The sequence below is a fragment of the Nocardia puris genome, assembly GCF_003315035.1.
GTDB lineage: Bacteria > Actinomycetota > Actinomycetes > Mycobacteriales > Mycobacteriaceae > Nocardia > Nocardia puris.
In genome coordinates, this window is sequence record NZ_QNRE01000002.1 from 255045 (window position 1) to 271031 (window position 15987).

General features: G+C 72.5%; 10 protein-coding genes. 4 read left to right on the plus strand and 6 right to left on the minus strand.

The window, feature by feature from the left end; all coding sequences use genetic code 11:
- Nucleotides 1-13: 13 nt before the first annotated feature.
- Nucleotides 14-688: a TetR/AcrR family transcriptional regulator gene (locus DFR74_RS06745; protein WP_067502218.1), complete on the minus strand. Its 675-nt coding sequence runs from the start codon at nt 686-688 to the stop codon at nt 14-16.
- A gap of 98 nt (nt 689-786) precedes the next feature.
- Between DFR74_RS06745 and DFR74_RS06750 the strand changes: the two genes are divergently transcribed.
- Complete coding sequence (locus DFR74_RS06750) at nt 787-2292, plus strand: MFS transporter (RefSeq protein WP_067502211.1); 1506 nt, start codon at nt 787-789, stop codon at nt 2290-2292.
- A gap of 9 nt (nt 2293-2301) precedes the next feature.
- On the opposite strand, the gene DFR74_RS06755 is transcribed toward DFR74_RS06750, so the two are convergent.
- The 5 genes from DFR74_RS06755 to DFR74_RS06775 all read right to left on the minus strand — a co-directional run bounded on the left by DFR74_RS06755 (nt 2302) and on the right by DFR74_RS06775 (nt 7100).
- Entirely contained in the window at nt 2302-3033 is a 732-nt protein-coding gene (locus DFR74_RS06755; protein WP_067502208.1) for a hypothetical protein, read from the minus strand.
- A 192-nt stretch (nt 3034-3225) separates the two neighbouring features.
- Nucleotides 3226-3945: a hypothetical protein gene (locus DFR74_RS06760; protein ID WP_084537253.1), complete on the minus strand. Its 720-nt coding sequence runs from the start codon at nt 3943-3945 to the stop codon at nt 3226-3228.
- A 160-nt stretch (nt 3946-4105) separates the two neighbouring features.
- Nucleotides 4106-5539, minus strand: coding sequence for an NAD(P)/FAD-dependent oxidoreductase (locus DFR74_RS06765; protein WP_067502200.1), 1434 nt, complete (start codon nt 5537-5539; stop codon nt 4106-4108).
- Nucleotides 5540-5731: 192 nt separating this feature from the next.
- Nucleotides 5732-6577 carry a class A beta-lactamase-related serine hydrolase gene (locus DFR74_RS06770; protein WP_233444433.1) on the minus strand — a complete coding sequence of 282 codons (846 nt, stop codon included), beginning with the start codon at nt 6575-6577 and terminating at the stop codon, nt 5732-5734.
- Between the two features lie 319 nt (nt 6578-6896).
- Nucleotides 6897-7100 (minus strand): hypothetical protein, encoded by a 204-nt coding sequence (locus DFR74_RS06775; protein ID WP_067502197.1) that lies wholly within the window; start codon nt 7098-7100, stop codon nt 6897-6899.
- Between the two features lie 177 nt (nt 7101-7277).
- Between DFR74_RS06775 and recC the strand changes: the two genes are divergently transcribed.
- Genes recC through recD form a run of 3 tightly spaced genes read left to right on the plus strand, consistent with a single transcriptional unit; the run spans nt 7278 to nt 15986 of the window.
- Nucleotides 7278-10700: an exodeoxyribonuclease V subunit gamma gene (recC, locus tag DFR74_RS06780; RefSeq protein WP_113974994.1), complete on the plus strand. Its 3423-nt coding sequence runs from the start codon at nt 7278-7280 to the stop codon at nt 10698-10700.
- 37 nt (nt 10701-10737) lie between these two features.
- The gene (locus DFR74_RS06785) at nt 10738-14094 is read left to right on the plus strand and encodes a UvrD-helicase domain-containing protein (protein ID WP_067502030.1); all 3357 of its coding nucleotides are present in this window, start codon (nt 10738-10740) and stop codon (nt 14092-14094) included.
- Nucleotides 14094-15986, plus strand: a complete 1893-nt coding sequence (gene recD, locus DFR74_RS06790; RefSeq protein WP_067502028.1) for an exodeoxyribonuclease V subunit alpha — start codon at nt 14094-14096, stop codon at nt 15984-15986. The genes DFR74_RS06785 and recD overlap by 1 nt, the downstream gene beginning before the upstream one ends.
- The last annotated feature ends 1 nt before the right edge of the window (nt 15987 follow it).

A 15987-nucleotide genomic window follows, 5' to 3' on the forward strand; every position in this document is an offset into this window, starting at 1 on the left:
GAATTTCGGCCGATCAGCGGGTGCGCGCGGCAACCCGCGCGGCGAACCCGTCGCACAGCGCCTCCAGCCCGGAGAACAGCAGGTCCTCGGAGGTGAGATCGCTCACCCCCGCGCCCTCGAGTTCGGCCAGCGCGGGCGGCACCGGGTTGAGCGGGGTGCCGTCGAGCAGCGCGCGCAGCCCGTTGTGCCCGTCGGGCTGGATGCCTTTGCTGGTGACCAGCGACGAGCTGACGTACGGCAGCGTGGCGCCGGAGATGTAGTTCCACACGGTGAACGCCATCTGCATGGCCTCGCGCGGGGACACGTCCAACTCGCGGAAACCCTCGACCAGCCAGGCCAGCGCGTCCATGGAGTAGGGGCCGAAGCTGTAGCGGGGCATGGCGAACGTGAGCAGCACCCACGGGTGTTCGCGGTACAGCGCCCAGTCCACCTCGGCGGCGATGCGCACCCGGTCGCGCCAGGTCCAGCCGGTGCCGGCCGGATCGGGGTAGGGGTGCCTGCGCGTGATCTCGTCGGTCATCGCGGCGATGAGCTCGTCCTTGTTGGCCAGGTGGCGGTACAGCGACATGGCGCCCACGCCCAGGCGGTCGGCGATGCGGCGCATGGACAGCGCGTCCAGCCCCTCGGTGTCGGCGAGGGCGATCGCGGTGTCCACGATCGCCGCGCGGTGCAGCTTCGGCTCGGTCATCCCATGACTCACTTTCGATTCCGGGCCCGGATGCGTACACTGTACCCCGGCGCATGCGTACGCCGTACGCGGGACACGGGAGAGGATTCGGAACACAGATGAACGCAGTGGAGGCGGGCTCGCGGCGGGCCTGGCTGGGACTCGCGGTGCTGGTGCTGCCGGTGTTGCTGGTCTCGATGGACATGTCGGTGCTGTTCCTGGCCATGCCGACGCTCACCGTCGACCTGGATCCCTCGGCCGCGCAACAACTCTGGATTCTCGACATCTACGGCTTCCTCATCGCGGGCTTGCTCATCACCATGGGCAACCTGGGCGACCGCATCGGCAGGCGCAATATCCTGCTGGCGGGCGCCACGCTGTTCGGCATCGCGTCGGTGCTGGCCGCGTTCGCGCCGAGCGCGCCCGTGCTGATCGCCGCGCGCGCCCTGATGGGCGTGGGCGGTGCGACCCTGCTGCCCTCCAGCCTCGCCCTCATCTCCAACCTTTTCACCGACACCCGCCAGCGCGCCGCGGCGATCGGCGTGTGGACGGCGTTCTTCGCGGGCGGTTCGGCCGTGGGCCCGATCCTCGGTGGGTTCCTGCTGCACCACTTCTGGTGGGGCTCGGTGTTTCTCATCAACCTGCCGGTACTGCTGATCCTGCTCGTGTTCGGCCCGCTGCTGCTGCCCGAGCACCGCGCGGGGGCGCGCGGCCCGCTCGACCTGCCCAGCGTCGCCCTGTCGATCGGCGGCATCCTGCCGGTGGTGTACGCGGTGAAGCACGCCGCGTCGGTCGGCCTGGACGCCGAGGGCATCGTCGTCGGCGCGCTCGGCGTCGCGGTGCTGGTGGCGTTCGTGCGCAGGCAGCGCGTGCTCGACGATCCGCTGCTGGATCTGAAGCTGTTCGCCCGCCCGCAGTTCCGCGTCGCCATCGGGTCCAGCCTCGTCGGCATGATCTCGCTGGCCGCGCTGAGCTACCTCACCAGCGTCTACTTGCAGTCGGTCACCGGGCGCGACCCGCTGGCCGCGGCGCTGCTCGGGATCCCGATGGCCGTGGCGGTGTTCGTGTTCTCCATGGGCGGCGCGCGGGTGGCCGCGGCGCTGGGCACCCGCGCGACGTTCGTGCTGGCCCTGCTGGCGGCCGCGCTGGGCAACATGCTGCTGCTCGGCGTGGGCGTGGACGGCGGCATCGGCTGGTACGTGGCCGGCTCGACCATCGCCGGCATCGGCTACGGCGTGGTGTTCACCCTGGTCTCGGAGGTCGCCGTGTCCTCGGTGCCGCCCGCGCGCGCCGGGTCGGCGGTGAGCATCTCCGAGACGAGTTTCGAACTGGGCAACGCGCTCGGCCTGGCGCTGCTCGGCTCGCTGGCCGCCCTGATCTTCCGCTCCGGCGGCGACTACGCGCCGACGCTGGGCGAGACCTTGCAGCGCGCGAGCGGCGACGAGGTTCTGGTGCACAGCGCGCGGCAGTCGTTCGTCGACGGCATGCACGTCGCGACCACGGTGGGCGCGGGCCTGCTCCTGCTCATGGCCGCGGCCGCGTGGGTGTCGACCCGCCGCGCGCCCGGTGTCGTGGAGTCTGCCGAGGTCGAAGGGGCGCAGAAGGTTTCGGCGGCCGCGGACTGAGGCGGGTCCTCAGCGCGCGAAGACGGTGTTGAGGATCTCGGCCGCCCATTTGTTCACGGGCGACAGGACATGCGCGTGGACCCAGCGCAGCGGGCGCACCACCACCGCGACCCACACGGCCGCGAACGCCGCCAGCACCGGGCGCAACACATACCGGTAGAGCGCCCGGCACGGCGTGACGACGAGGATCCCGACGATGACGGTCGCGACCTCCCACGCGTAGGTCAGCACGGTGCGCAGCAGTCGCCACAGCGGCTGAATCACCCAGCGCCACAACGCGGTGAGCGGCCGGACGATCAGCTGGTCGGCCAACCACGCCGCGACCAAGGCGAGCACCTTCAGCGTGGGCCACAGCACCGTCGTCCACACCCAGGTGAGCGCGGGACGCAGCACGCGCCGCCACAGCCATTCCTCGACGGCGCGGCGCAGAGGCCGCAGGACGAAGTCGAGCAGCAGGGCGATCAGGGGCGTCAGCACCAACCCCCACAGCACCTGCTGTAGCAGCCACCCCCACACGAAATCCTTGAGGAACAACCAGAGCGGGCGGATCATCCAGTACCAGAAGAACCGCGCGACCGGGATCAACAGCTCCGCGACGAAGTAGACGACGGCGGCGGCCGCGCCGCGGCCGACCAACCGCAGCCCTTCCCAGAGCACGCGCAAGGGCACGAGGACGACGAGCGCGACGATCCGCGCGATCCATTCGACGGGGGAGACCGGCCGGGTCGGGGGTGTTGCCATCGCCCTATCGTGCCGTATCGAAAAGTCCTGCGCCGCTGTGCTTCTACGCGGCGGCGCGGGTAGAACTACCTACCGGCCCGCTCGGGTAGCCGGCCGATTGCCCTGCTTCGAGAACGCGGGCGGGCGCCCGGCGTGATCGCCGGCCACCCGCCCGCGTCCCGGAGGTCACCGCTGAGCACCGGAATCCAGCGCTCAGGCGTCGACAACCCGCGAAGGTGCGTTGAACGCGGAGACCGCGCCGACGGCCGCTCCGGCCGCCGCCCCGACCGCGGCGGCCGGAACCGTGACGACGGCGGCGCCCACCGCGGCACCCAGCATCGGGCCCGCGACCAGGCCGACGGGCAGCAGCGGCAACCCCGCCACGAGTCCGGCCACGCCGCCCACCATGGCGCCGGTGAGCGCGAGCGGCGCGGCGGCCGCCGCACCCACGACGGCACCCTGGGCCGCGGTGCCGATGGTCTGTCCCGCTATGCGGTCGGACCGGCTGCGCTCCATCCCGATGGAGTCCAGGAACGTCGCCAGGTTGGCCTCGGCCATCGCGGCGTTGTCGTTGATCTGGATGGCCTGCTCGCGGTCGATCCAATCCGGCGCGGGCAGCGTGACGTCGCCGAACCGGAACTGTCCCGGCGGCGGCGCGATCGGCGGCACCGGGGCCACCGGCACCGGCGGGTGCAGCACGCCGACCGGAGCCAGGTAGCTCTTGTCCGGGGCGGGTCGCGACCACTGGAGCGAGCTGTGCGTGTTGTCCGGGATCCGCAGTCCTTCGTACGGCCGGACGTTGGGGGCCTCGGCCGGCGGCCAGGAGGCTTCCCGTTCGGGCTGGTTGACGGTGGCCGACCGGGCGGGCTCGGCGTTCGCGGTGCCGGTGCCGACCAACGCCAGCACCAGCGGGACCGCGCCCACCGCCACCATCGAGCCCACCTTTTGGCGCTGTGCGCTGGGAGCTCTGTGCTTACCGGTGCCCATACTCACCTTTCTTCCGGGGGACTTGCTCGACGTCCGACATTCGGACCCGAGCCGCACCCGGATTGGTGGCGTGGGCGAGAGGAATAATTGCTGGTAGATAGCTAAATCAGGAGACGGCGCGATCGGGTGCGGCCTTGCCGGGGGCGCGCCCGTTGCCCGCGGGCGGCGCGCCGAGGGCGGCGGCGAGTTCGTCGGCGTCCTCCTGGTCCTCGGCGACCTGTTCCAGCGCCAGGCGCGCGAACACCCACTGCTCGGTGGCGGCCATCTGGCCGCGGGTGCGCCCGAGGAAGGTGACGAACCACTGGATCACCGTGATGATCCGGCTGCGGTAGCCCACCAGGTAGTACAGGTGCAGCGCCAGCCAGGCCAGCCAGGCGATGAACCCGCCGAACTCCAGCTTGCCCACCTGGCACACGGCGCTGAACCGCGACACCGTGGCCATGCTGCCCTTGTTGAAGTACTTGAACGGCTTGCGCTGCTCGGGCGTCTGGCCCTTGAGCCCGGCCTTGATCTGCTTGGCGGCGTAGGTGGCGCCCTGGATCGCGCCCTGCGCCTGACCCGGCACGTCGGGCACCGACATCAGATCGCCGACCACGAAGACGTTCGGGTGACCCTTGATGGTGAGGTCGGGTTCGACGATCACGCGCCCGGCGCGGTCCACCTCGGTGCCCTCGGAACGCTCGGCCAGCATCTTGCCCAGCGGGCTGGCCTGCACGCCCGCCGACCACACCTTGCAGGAGGACTCGATGCGCCGCAGGGTGCCGTCGGCGTCCTTCACCGTCACGCCGTGCGCGTCGATATCGGTGACCATCGCGTTGAGCTGGATCTCCACGCCCATCTTCTCCAGCCTGCGCTGCGCCTTGCCGCCCAGCTTCGGGCCCATCGGGCCGAGCACCGCGCCCGCGCCCTCGATGAGGATGACCCGCGCGTCGCGCGGATCGATGTTGTGGAAGGTCCCCTCCAGCGTGCGGTCGGACAGCTCGGCGATCTGCCCCGCCAGCTCCACGCCGGTGGGGCCCGCGCCGACCACCACGAAGGTGAGCAGCCGGTCGCGCATCTCCTGGGTGGTGGCCAGCTCGGCGCTCTCGAACGCGCCGAGGATGCGGCCGCGCAGCTCGAGCGCGTCGTCGATGGTCTTCATGCCCGGCGCGTAGGTGGCGAAGTGGTCGTTGCCGAAGTAGGACTGCTGGGCGCCGGTGGCGACGATGAGGCTGTCGAACGGGGTGACGGTGTCCTGGTTCAGCAACCGTGAGGTGACCGTGTTGTGCTCCAGGTCGATGTCGACGACCTCGCCCATGAGCACCTGGGCGTTCTTCTGTTTGCGCAGCACCAGGCGGGTCGCGGGGGCGATCTCGCCGACCGAGAGGATGCCGGTGGCGACCTGGTACAGCAGCGGCTGGAACAGGTGGGTGGAGGTCTTGGAGATGAGGGTGACGTCCACGTCGGCGCGCTTGAGATGCTTGGTGCCGAACAGGCCGCCGAAGCCCGAACCGATCACCACCACCTTGTGACGACGGTTCTCGACAGACTGAGTGCTCATCGCCCTGCTCCTCGAAGGTCCGGGGTGCGTCCCCCGTGAACGGTTACCGACAAGCCTCAACCGTAGTCTGCCGTTCCCGCAGCGTCACGACGAGATCGGTGTCGGCGGTGTGTTGCGCGGTCGTCGCTCACCGCGGGCCCGGCGGCGGAGTGAGCCGCCCCGGTCGCGCGGTGACCGGGGCGGGTCCGTCCGTCAGCGGCCCGCGAGCAGGATCTCGGCCAGGCGGGTGTCGGTGTCGGCGCCCTCGGTGTAGCCGCCCTCGCCGCCGAGGGAGGTCATGATCGCCAGGGTATAGCGCTCGCCGGGGCCCGCGAAGCCGACCGAGTTCACCACCCAGCCGCCCTGTTCGGCGGACCAGCCGTTCTTGAGGCCCGGGCGCAGCCGCGCGCCCGCGCCCCAGACGCCCCAGTGCTGGTTGGAGTCGACGTTGCGCATCCGGTCCAGCAGGTAGTTGCGGTCGTCGGGGTGCATGACGGAGAGGACGTGGTCCATCAGCCGGTCCAGATCGGCGGCCGTGCACTTCTGGAAGGACCAGTCCGGGAACATCGCGGTGGTGGTGGGCTGCGGGATGAGCGAGACCATGCCGTTGGCGCGGAAGGCGTTGTTGAACGCCATCCGGTCGAAGCCCGCGTACTTGTTCCACAGCAGGTCGGCGGCGGCGTCGTTGGACGTGGCCAGCATGGCCTCGATCCGCTCGCGATCCTCGGGGCCGAGCACGACGGCGCCGACGCGCGCCCGGTTGAGCAGGTCGGCGGCGATGGCCAGCTTGATGGTGGAGGCCGTCCACACCGAATTCTCGGCGTGCTGGTTGGCGTAGACACCGCCGGTCACCCGGTCGCGCAGCACGTAGCCGGTGACGCCGGGCCGCGAGTTCAGGTAGGCGTCGGCCTTGGCGATCCGGTTGCTCAGATCGCAGTCGAAACCGTCGCGGCAGCCCGGCGCGGCGTGCGCGTGGGGGGCCGCGGCGGGGGGCAGCAGGAGGGGCGCGCTCGGGATCAGAATCGCCGCGGCGGCCAGGACACAGGCGGATGCGGCCACGCGCGGAACGGTGCGGGTGGCGGCCATGGGGTAACGCACGAGGGAAGACGATCGCACATCGCCGCGCGCGACGCACGTCTCGAGTCCCTATGGCCGCGAATTGCCAGGTCGATACGTGCTTGCACCACAGGGGGTTTCGCCGCGTACGGCGGAAGTTCTACGGCTCGCCGGCTGGGCAAGGCCTGGGCACCGTTGGCGTGGGTCCCAGGACAATTCGTGGGCGTGGGACTCGGTGTGGGCGGCGGAAACGGCCTCTGGTGCGCCCCCCGCGGGGGACGTCGACGCGGTTGGATGGGCGACAGGGCCCAGGGCGCCCCGGTCAGCGGAAGGCGGCGCGGAGGTCTTCGACGGTGCGGCCGTTGAGGCGGTAGCAGTGGGCGAAGGCTTCGGCGTGCTCCTCGCGCGGCCAGGTGTGCAGGACGGCGGTGCCGTAGTGACGCGTGTTCACCAACTCCCAGCGGTCGCCTACGCGGCGGACCGTGAACCCGCCGGTGGGGACGAGGGGGATCACCTTCGCATCCATGACGCGAACCAGCCTTTCGGTGCAGCTCAGCCTTTCCTCCCCGCGGAGCACTCTGGCACAGGGGTCCGACAGAATCGCGGCGACACGGCCGTGCGCCGCGCGGGTGTGTGGTCCAGCTCACGCCTCGGGCGGCGGGGCGGCGGGGTTGCGCGCCGGTCGCTGGCGTATAAACGTGCCATGCCGCTGCACATCCACCGGGCCGAGCGCGCCGACGCCCTGGCGGACGCGCTCGCGGCGCTGCTGGCCGTGCCGCCGCCCGATCCGTTCGCGGCGGAGGTGGTGGCGGTGCCCGCGAAGGGCATCGAACGGTGGCTCACCCAGCATCTGTCGGCGGTGCTCGGCGTCTCGGGCGGCGGCCGCGACGGCATCGCCGCGAACATCCGTTTCCCCCCGCCTGCCGCGCTGGTCGCGGAGGTGCTGGCGGCGAGTTCCGGCGTGGCGGCACAGGATGATCCGTGGGCGCACGAACGCGCGGTGTGGGCGCTGCTGCGGGTCGTCGACGCGGCCGCCGCCGAACCGTGGGCCGCGGTGCTGGCCCGGCACCTCGGCGCGGGCGATCCGCCGCGCGGGGAGCACCGGCTCGGCAGGCGCTACGCCACCGCCGCGCACCTGGCGGGCCTGTTCGAGGGCTACGGCGCGCAGCGGCCCCGGCTGATCACCGAATGGGCGTCCGGGGCCGACACCGACGGCGCGGGCCATCCGATCCCCGGCGACCTGGCCTGGCAGCCGCAGCTGTGGCGGCGGCTGCGCGGCGAGCTCGACGCGCCCAGCCCGGCCGAGCGGCTCGACGCGGCCTGCGCCCGGCTGCGCGCCGAACCCGATCTGGTCGAACTGCCGCAACGGCTTTCGCTGTTCGGCGTGACGCGGCTGCCCACCGATCAGCTGGCCGTGCTGGACGCGCTCGCCGCCACCCGCGACGTCCACCTGTGGCTCGCCCACCCGAGCCCGGTCATGTGGTCGGCCCTGTCGGGCGCGCGCCCCGCGATCGCCCGCGCCGACGACGAGACCGCGGCGCTGGTCCAGCACCCCCTACTGTCGGGTCTGGCGCGCGACGTTCGAGAGACCCAGCAGCGCCTCGCCTCCCTGACGGCGGTGTCGACGGACGAACACATCCCGTCGGCAGCGAACCTGGCTGGGCCGGAGTGGTATTCGAATGCGTCCCCGGCGGCTGCCGAGGATGACAGCGTGGAGCACGCGAATCACCCTGCGCCACCAGATCATTCGACCCTGCTGTCGGCGTTGCAGGCCGGAATCCGGGACGACGCCTGGCCGCCGCCCGCGATCCCCGCCGACGACAGTGTGCGCGTGCACGTCTGCCACGGTCCGTCGCGACAGGTGGAGGTGCTGCGGGAGTGCCTGCTCGGGCTCTTCGCCGCCGACACCGCCCTCGAACCACGCGACGTGCTGATCATGTGCCCCGACGTGGAGACCTACGCCCCGCTCGTGCGCGCGGCGTTCGGCGCGCGCTCCGGGGGTGAGAGTCCGCAGGAGGCAACGCATCCCGCGCACCAGCTGCGCGTGCGGCTGGCGGACCGGGATCGGTCGGTCACCAATCCGCTGCTGGCCGTGATCGCCGTGCTGCTCGAACTGGCCGACGGGCGGGTCACCGTGACCCAGGTGCTGGATCTGGCCGCGGCCGAAACCGTGCGCCGCCGTTGTGGTTTCGACGAGGACGCGATCGAGCGGCTGCGCGAGTGGGCGGCCGAATCGGGGGCGCGCTGGGGGATCGGGCAGCGCCAGCGCCAGGCGTTCGGGCTCGCCGACTTCGGGCAGAACACCCTCAACGGCGCGGTGGACCGTATCCTGCTGGGCGTCACGGCCGACGAATCCGCCGAGGACTGGCTCGATCTCGCGCTGCCGCTGGACGACGTGGACAGCAACGACGTGGACCTGGCCGGCCGCTTCGCCGAATTCGTGGACCGCCTCGCGGTGTGCCTGCGCGATCTGCGCGGCCCGCGACCCGCGCACGAGTGGGCGGCCGTGCTCGCCCGCGCGCTGGACCTGCTGACCGACGTGCCCGACAGCCAGTCCTGGATGCGCACGGAGGCGCGCCGCGAGATCGCCGCCGCCACCGAGCACGCGGGGGACACGCCGCTGCGGCTGGCCGACGTGACGGTGCTGCTGTCGAGCAGGCTGGCGGCGCGGCCCACCCGCGCGAACTTCCGCACCGGCGAGCTGACCGTGTGCACGCTGGTGCCGATGCGCTCGGTGCCGCATCGCGTGGTGGTGCTGCTGGGCATGGACGACGACGTCTTCCCGCGCACCGGCGGCGTGGACGGCGACGACGTGCTGGCCCGCGATCCGCTGCTGGGCGAACGCGATCCGCGCGCGGAAGACCGCCAGCTGCTGCTGGACGCGGTGCTCGCGGCGCGGGAGAAGCTGCTGATCTTCCACACCGGCGCGGACCCGATCACCGGCGCGCACCGCCCGCCCGCCATCCCGGTCGCCGAGGTCCTCGACGCGGTGCGGGCGCACGTGGGCGCGGCGGGCATGCGCGAGATCGTGACCCGTCATCCCCTGCAAGGGTTCGATCGGCGGAACTTCCTGGCGGACAACCCGTTCAGCTTCGACGAGGTCGCCCTCGCGGGCGCGGTGGCCGCCGGCGCTGCGCCCGCGCCGCGTCCGCCGTTCCTCGCCGAACCGCTGCCGATGCCGGATCAGGGCGATGTCGCCCTGGCTGATCTGATCGCCTTCGCCGAACATCCCGTGCGTGGATTCCTCTGGCAGCGGCTGGGATTGCGCGTGCCCGACCACGAGGAGGACATCGCCGACCGGCTGCCCATCGAACTGGACGGCCTCGCGAAATGGGAGCTGGGCGAACGCCTGCTGGCGGCGCGGCTCACCGGTGCCGATCCGGCGGTGCTGCGGGCGGCGGAATGGCGGCGCGGCACGCTGCCGCCGTTCGCGCTCGGCGCGGCGGTGCTGGACGAGGTCGAGCACACGGTGGACCGGCTGGTCCGCGCCTCGCAACCCGACTACGAGGGTGAAGCGCGGGCGGTGGACATCGCGATCGACCTCGGCGGCGGACGCATGCTCACCGGCACCGTGCCCGAGGTCCGCGCCGACACGCTGGTGCGCACCACGTTCTCCCGGCTCGCGCCGAAACATCGCATGGCGGCGTGGGTTTCGCTGTTGGCGCTGGCGGCCACCGAGGACCGCCCGTGGCGCGCCGTGACCACCGGGCGCGGCCAATTCCACCGTCCCGCTTGGCGTTCCACGCTCACCGCGCCCGACGCCCCGGCGGCCGTGGCGATCCTGCGCGAACTGGTGCGCCTGCGCGATCTCGGCCGCACCGAACCCCTCCCCGTCGCGCCGACGGCCACCGCCGCCTACGCCGATCGGCGCTTCCGCGGCGGCGGCATCGACGACGCGATCGCGGCGGCCGAGCACGAATTCGGCGGCGACACAGCGGGTGCCAACAAATTCGGCGACCACACCGACCGCCACCTCCGCTACATCTGGGGACCGGCACCGCGCCTGGACGACTTGCTCGCGGCCCCCGCACCCGACGGCGAACCGGGCGAGACCACCCGTTTCGGCGCCCTGGCCCGCCGCCTGTGGGCGCCGCTGCTGGCCGCCGAGAACCTGGGGCAGCCATGAGCCCCGGTCCTGTGCAGCGCGGAAAGGGTTGGGCCGCATGACCGTCGACAACGCGCTCGCCTTCACCTCCGACACCGGCGACCGGTTCGACCCCTACGGTCCGCTGCCCACCGGGACCACGGTGCTCGAGGCGAGCGCGGGCACCGGCAAGACGCACGCGATCGTCGGACTCGCCGTGCGCTACGTAGCCGAAGCCGGGGTCGGGATCGACGAACTGCTGCTCGTGACGTTCAGCCGCGCCGCGACCCAGGAACTGCGGGAACGGGCCCGCGACCGGTTCGTCGCGGTGGCGGCGGCGCTGGCCGATCCGGAGGCGGCGGCCGGGCACGCCGACGACCTCGTGCGGCACCTGGCGCGCGCCGAGGCGGACGAGGTGGGGCTGCGGCGGGCGCGCCTGGTGGCGGCGCTGGCCGATTTCGACGCGGGCACCATCGCCACCACGCACAGCTTCTGCCAGCGCATGCTGGACGAACTCGGCCTGGCCGGGGAGCACGATCCGGCGGCCCGGCTGGTGGAATCCGTGGACGAGGTGGTGCGCACCGTCGCCGACGATCTCTACCTGCGCCGCTACGCGCGGGGCGAACCGCCGTTCCGCACCAAGGACGCCCACGCGCTGGCGCTGGCCGCCGTGCAGGACCGCCACGCGCGCTTGGTCCCCGACGACGGCGGCGAAGCCGGCGAGCGCGTCGCCTTCGCCACCGCCGCGCGCGCCGAGACCGAGCGCCGCAAACGCCTCGTCGGTCTGCGCGATTTCGACGACCTGCTCGTGCTGCTGCACGACGTCCTCGCCGATCCCGAGCACGGCCCGCGCGCCCGTGCCCGCATCCGCGAGCGCTACCGGGTGGCGCTGGTGGACGAGTTCCAGGACACCGACCCGTTGCAGTGGAACATCCTGCGCCACGCCTTTCACGGCCACGCCACGTTGGTGCTGGTCGGCGACCCGAAACAGGCCATCTACGCGTTCCGGGGCGCGGAGGTGCTCAGCTATCTCGACGCCGTCGCGCACGCCGACCGGCGCCGGGAACTCACGGTCAACTGGCGCAGCGACGCGGGACTGCTCGCCGCACTGGACCACGTGCAGGGTGGTGCGGCCCTGGGCCACCCGGAGATCACGGTCTATCCGGTCGCCGCGACACGCGGCTGGTCGCGGCTGTCGGGACCGGCCGACCTCACCACGCCGCTGCGCCTGCGGTGTCTGCCGCGCTCGGGGGCGGGCCCGCTCAACCGGTCGGGCTTCCCGACCGTCGGCAGGCAACGCGCCAGGGTCGCCGACGATCTCGCCGCCGATATCGTGCGCGTCCTGGAATCCGATGTGCGCCTGGATGTCTCGTCGGCCAAGGCGGGCGCGGGGGAGTCGGTGCACCGTCCGGTCGATCCGGGCGACATCGCGGTGCTGGTGCGCACCCGCACCCAGATCGACGTCGTGCGGGCCGCGCTGGACCGCGCGGGCATCGCCTCGGTGCTGGCGGGCGGCGTGAGCGTCTTCGGGACTCCCGCCGCAACCGACTGGCTGTGGGTACTGCGCGCGCTGGAGCAGCCGCATCGCTCCGACCGCGTGCGGCTCGCCGCGTGCACCCCGATCCTGGGGCGGACGGCGGCCGAGATCGACAGTGGCGGCGCCGATCTCGTCGGCCGGGTCAGCGCCCAGCTGCGTGACGCGGCCCGGTTGTTCGCGCGCGCGGGCTTCGCGGCCGTCTTCGAAAAGCTCTCCGCGGAAGCCGATCTCGCCCGCCGCCTGCTGTCGGTGGAGAACGGGGAGCGCGAACTCACCGATCTGCGCCACGTCGCGCAGCTGCTCGATCAGGTGGCGGCGGCCGAAGGGCTCGGGCTGACCGCGCTCACCCGCTGGCTCGGCGACCAGATCCGGGACCCGGCGGCGGGCACGGCGGGCGACCGCTCGCGCCGGTTGGATCGCGACGCGGCGGCGGTGCAGATCGCCACCGTCCACGCCAGCAAGGGGCTCGAATTCCCGCTCGTCTACCTGCCTTTCGCGTGGGACAACGCGAAGAACCCGTATCCGGCGACCCTGCTGTTCCACGACGACGACGGCGCCCGCGTGCTCGACGTCGGCGGGCCGGAGGCGCCCGGCTACCAGCAGCGCAAGAACCGCTGCGAGGCAGAGGAGGCGGGGGAGGAGCTGCGCCTGCTCTACGTCGCGCTGACCCGCGCCATGTGCCAGGTGGTGGCGTGGTGGGCCCCGTCCGCGAGTACCCCGGCGGCGCCGTTGCACCGGATGATCTTCGGCAGGCGCGAGGGCGGGACGCAGGTGCCTGCCAGGGCGCAGGTTCCCGCCGACAAGGCCGTGGTCGACACCTTGACCACGTGGGCTTCGGGTGCGGCGGAAGCGATTTCGGTGACGGCGGTGAGTGCGGCCGACGACGTGCGGGCGAAGCGGGCACGCCCCGAACCGTTCGGCGGTGCGCTGGCGGCCGCGCGATTCGACCGCGTGCTGGACCACCAGTGGCGGCGCACCTCCTACTCGGCGCTCACGGCGGGCGCGCACGAGATGCCCACGGAGACAGAGCCGGAGGACGAACGCGGGCCCGGCGACGAACCCGCCGCTCCGCCGGTGGACACGGCCGACCCTGTCGAAGCCGCCGCGCCGTCGCTCATGAACGGCCTGCCCTACGGCGCGGAGTTCGGCACCCTCGTGCACGGGGTGCTGGAGCGCATCGACACCGACGCGGCCGATCTCGAGACCGAGGTGCACACGCGCTGCCGCGAGGCCGTCGAGGAGGTCATGTCCGAGATGGACCCGGCCGTGCTGGGCGTCGCGCTGCTCGCGGTGCTGCGGACACCGCTCGGGTTCGGCGCGCTGGCCGATATCGCCACTCGGGATCGCCTGTGCGAGCTGGAATTCGAGCTGCCGCTCGCGGGCGGTGACACACCCTCCGGTCGCGCGGCGACGCTGCGGGCCATCGCGGAGCTGGTGCGCGCCCACCTGCCCGCCACCGACGACCTAGCGCCCTACGCCGACCAGCTGGCCGCCCTCGACGACGTGCATCTACGCGGCTACCTGACCGGCAGCATCGACGCCGTCCTGCGCGTCACCGATCCCAGGGGGACACCGCGTTTCGTGGTGGTGGACTACAAGACCAACAGCCTCGGCACCGGCGAACTCACCGTCGAGCACTACACCCGCGACCGCATGACCGCCGAGATGATGCGCTCTCATTATCCGCTCCAAGCCCTGCTCTATTCGGTGGCCCTGCACCGCTACCTGCGCTGGCGGCTGCCCGGGTACGACCCCGCCCGGCACCTCGGCGGCTGCCGCTACCTGTTCGTACGCGGCATGATCGGGCCCGGAACTCCCTCGGGGCGAGGGGTTTTCGACTGGCAGCCGCCGGCGGGGCTCGTGGTCGCCCTGTCGGACCTGCTGGCGGGTGAAGTGTGATGACCTCGATCCAAGTGGCGCAGCGGGGAACCGGGTTGCTGCGCACCTTCAACGAAGCCGGTGTGCTGAGCGCCGCCGACGTGCACGTGGCCCTGCGGCTGGGGCGGCTCGGGCGGGAGGAGTCCGAGGACGTGCTGTTCGCGGCGGCGCTGGCGGTGCGCGCGGTGCGGTCGGGCTCGGTGTGCCTGGAGCTGTTCCGGATGCGCGAGATCGGCATCGACGCCGACGAGGACTGGGACGCGGGCGAGGGCATCGATCCGGCGACCCTGCCGTGGCCCGAGATCCACTCCGTGGTGGCGGCGCTGCGGGTGAGCCCGCTGGTGTGCGGCGGACCAGCCGGACCGCTGCGCCCGCTGCGGCTGGTCGACCCGCCCGACGGCGACGACGGCGGCCCGCTGCTCTACCTCGACCGCTACTACCAGCAGGAACAGACCATTCGGCGGGTGCTCACCGACCGCGCGCAGCACCACCCGAAGGTGAACGCGCAGGTGGTGCGCACCGAACTGGACCGCCTCTTCGACAACCCGCTGGGCGCGGGCCCCGACCGTCAGCGTCTGGCGGCTGCGCTGGCCGCGACGCATTGGACGACCGTCGTCGCCGGCGGCCCCGGCACGGGCAAGACCCACACCATCGCCCGCATCATCGCCCTGCTCGAGGCGCACCGCCGCGCGGACCCGAAGGCCGCCGCGCTGCGCATCGCGCTGGCCGCGCCCACCGGCAAGGCCGCCGCCCGGCTCCAGGAGGCCGTGCGCGAACAGGCCGCCGCGCTCGGGTTGCCCGACCTCACCGCCGCGACTCTGCACCGCCTGCTCGGCTGGCAGCGGGGGCGCGGCACGCGGTTCCGCCACCACGAATTCAACCGGTTGCCCTACGACGTGATCGTCGTGGACGAGACTTCCATGGTCTCGCTCACGATGATGAGCAGCCTGCTCGCCGCACTGCGCCCCGACACCCGCCTGGTGCTGGTCGGCGACCCGGACCAGCTCGCGTCCGTCGACGCGGGCGCGGTGCTCGCCGACCTGGTGGCCGGCCCCGTGGCGAGCACCCCCAACCCCGTGCTGGACGACATCCTCGGCCCCGAATTCGCCGAGACGGGCGTGAACGCGCTCACGCCGCTGGAGCGAAAGCGCTTGCGGGGCGGCATCGTCCGGCTCACCCGGGGCCGCCGTTTCGGTGGCCGGATCGCCGATCTCGCCGTCGCGGTCCGCGCGGGCGACGCCGAGGCGGCGCTGGACCTGTTGCGCGCGGGCGGGCCGGAACTGTCCCTGTGCGCGCCCGAGGACAACGCCGCCGTCCGCGTCGACGTGGTGCGCGCGGCCCTGGCGGTGACCGAGGCGGCGGAGGCGGGCGAGGCGGCCCGCGCGCTCACCGCGCTGGAATCGCATCGCCTGCTCTGCGCCCACCGCCAGGGCCCGTTCGGCGTGGAGCGCTGGGACCGCATGGCGGCGGAGTGGGCGGCCGCCGGGGGAGCGGGGCCCGAGAGTTACTCCGCCCCTTGGTATCCCGGCCAACCCCTGCTCGTCACCGCGAACGATCACGAGGCGCGGATCTACAACGGCGACACCGGCGTGATCGTCCGCCAGGAGGACGGTTCATTGCGCGCCGCACTCCAGCGCGGCAGCGAACCGTATCTCGTGCATCCGACCCAATTCCCCGCCGTGGTCACGGTTTTCGCGATGACCATCCACCGCAGCCAGGGCAGCCAGTACGACACGGTGTCGGTGGTCCTGCCCGAACCCGAATCCACGCTGCTCACCAGGGAACTGCTCTACACCGCGATCACCAGGGCGCGCGGCCACGTCCGCATCATCGGCACCGACGAATCCATCCGCGCCGCCATCTCCCGCCGCGTCCTGCGCGCCAGCGGATTGTCCCGCGGCGCGCACCGGTGAG

Excerpts from the sequence above, each read along its gene's own strand:
- recC (WP_113974994.1), top strand. The coding sequence starts at position 7,278 with ATGCCGCTGCACATCCACCGGGCCGAGCGCGCCGACGCCCTGGCGGAC.
- DFR74_RS06765 (WP_067502200.1), bottom strand. The coding sequence starts at position 5,539 with ATGAGCACTCAGTCTGTCGAGAACCGTCGTCACAAGGTGGTGGTGATC.
- DFR74_RS06775 (WP_067502197.1), bottom strand. The coding sequence starts at position 7,100 with ATGGATGCGAAGGTGATCCCCCTCGTCCCCACCGGCGGGTTCACGGTC.
- DFR74_RS06750 (WP_067502211.1), top strand. The coding sequence starts at position 787 with ATGAACGCAGTGGAGGCGGGCTCGCGGCGGGCCTGGCTGGGACTCGCG.
- DFR74_RS06745 (WP_067502218.1), bottom strand. The coding sequence starts at position 688 with ATGACCGAGCCGAAGCTGCACCGCGCGGCGATCGTGGACACCGCGATC.
- DFR74_RS06785 (WP_067502030.1), top strand. The coding sequence starts at position 10,738 with ATGACCGTCGACAACGCGCTCGCCTTCACCTCCGACACCGGCGACCGG.
- recD (WP_067502028.1), top strand. The coding sequence starts at position 14,094 with ATGACCTCGATCCAAGTGGCGCAGCGGGGAACCGGGTTGCTGCGCACC.
- DFR74_RS06760 (WP_084537253.1), bottom strand. The coding sequence starts at position 3,945 with ATGGTGGCGGTGGGCGCGGTCCCGCTGGTGCTGGCGTTGGTCGGCACC.
- DFR74_RS06755 (WP_067502208.1), bottom strand. The coding sequence starts at position 3,033 with ATGGCAACACCCCCGACCCGGCCGGTCTCCCCCGTCGAATGGATCGCG.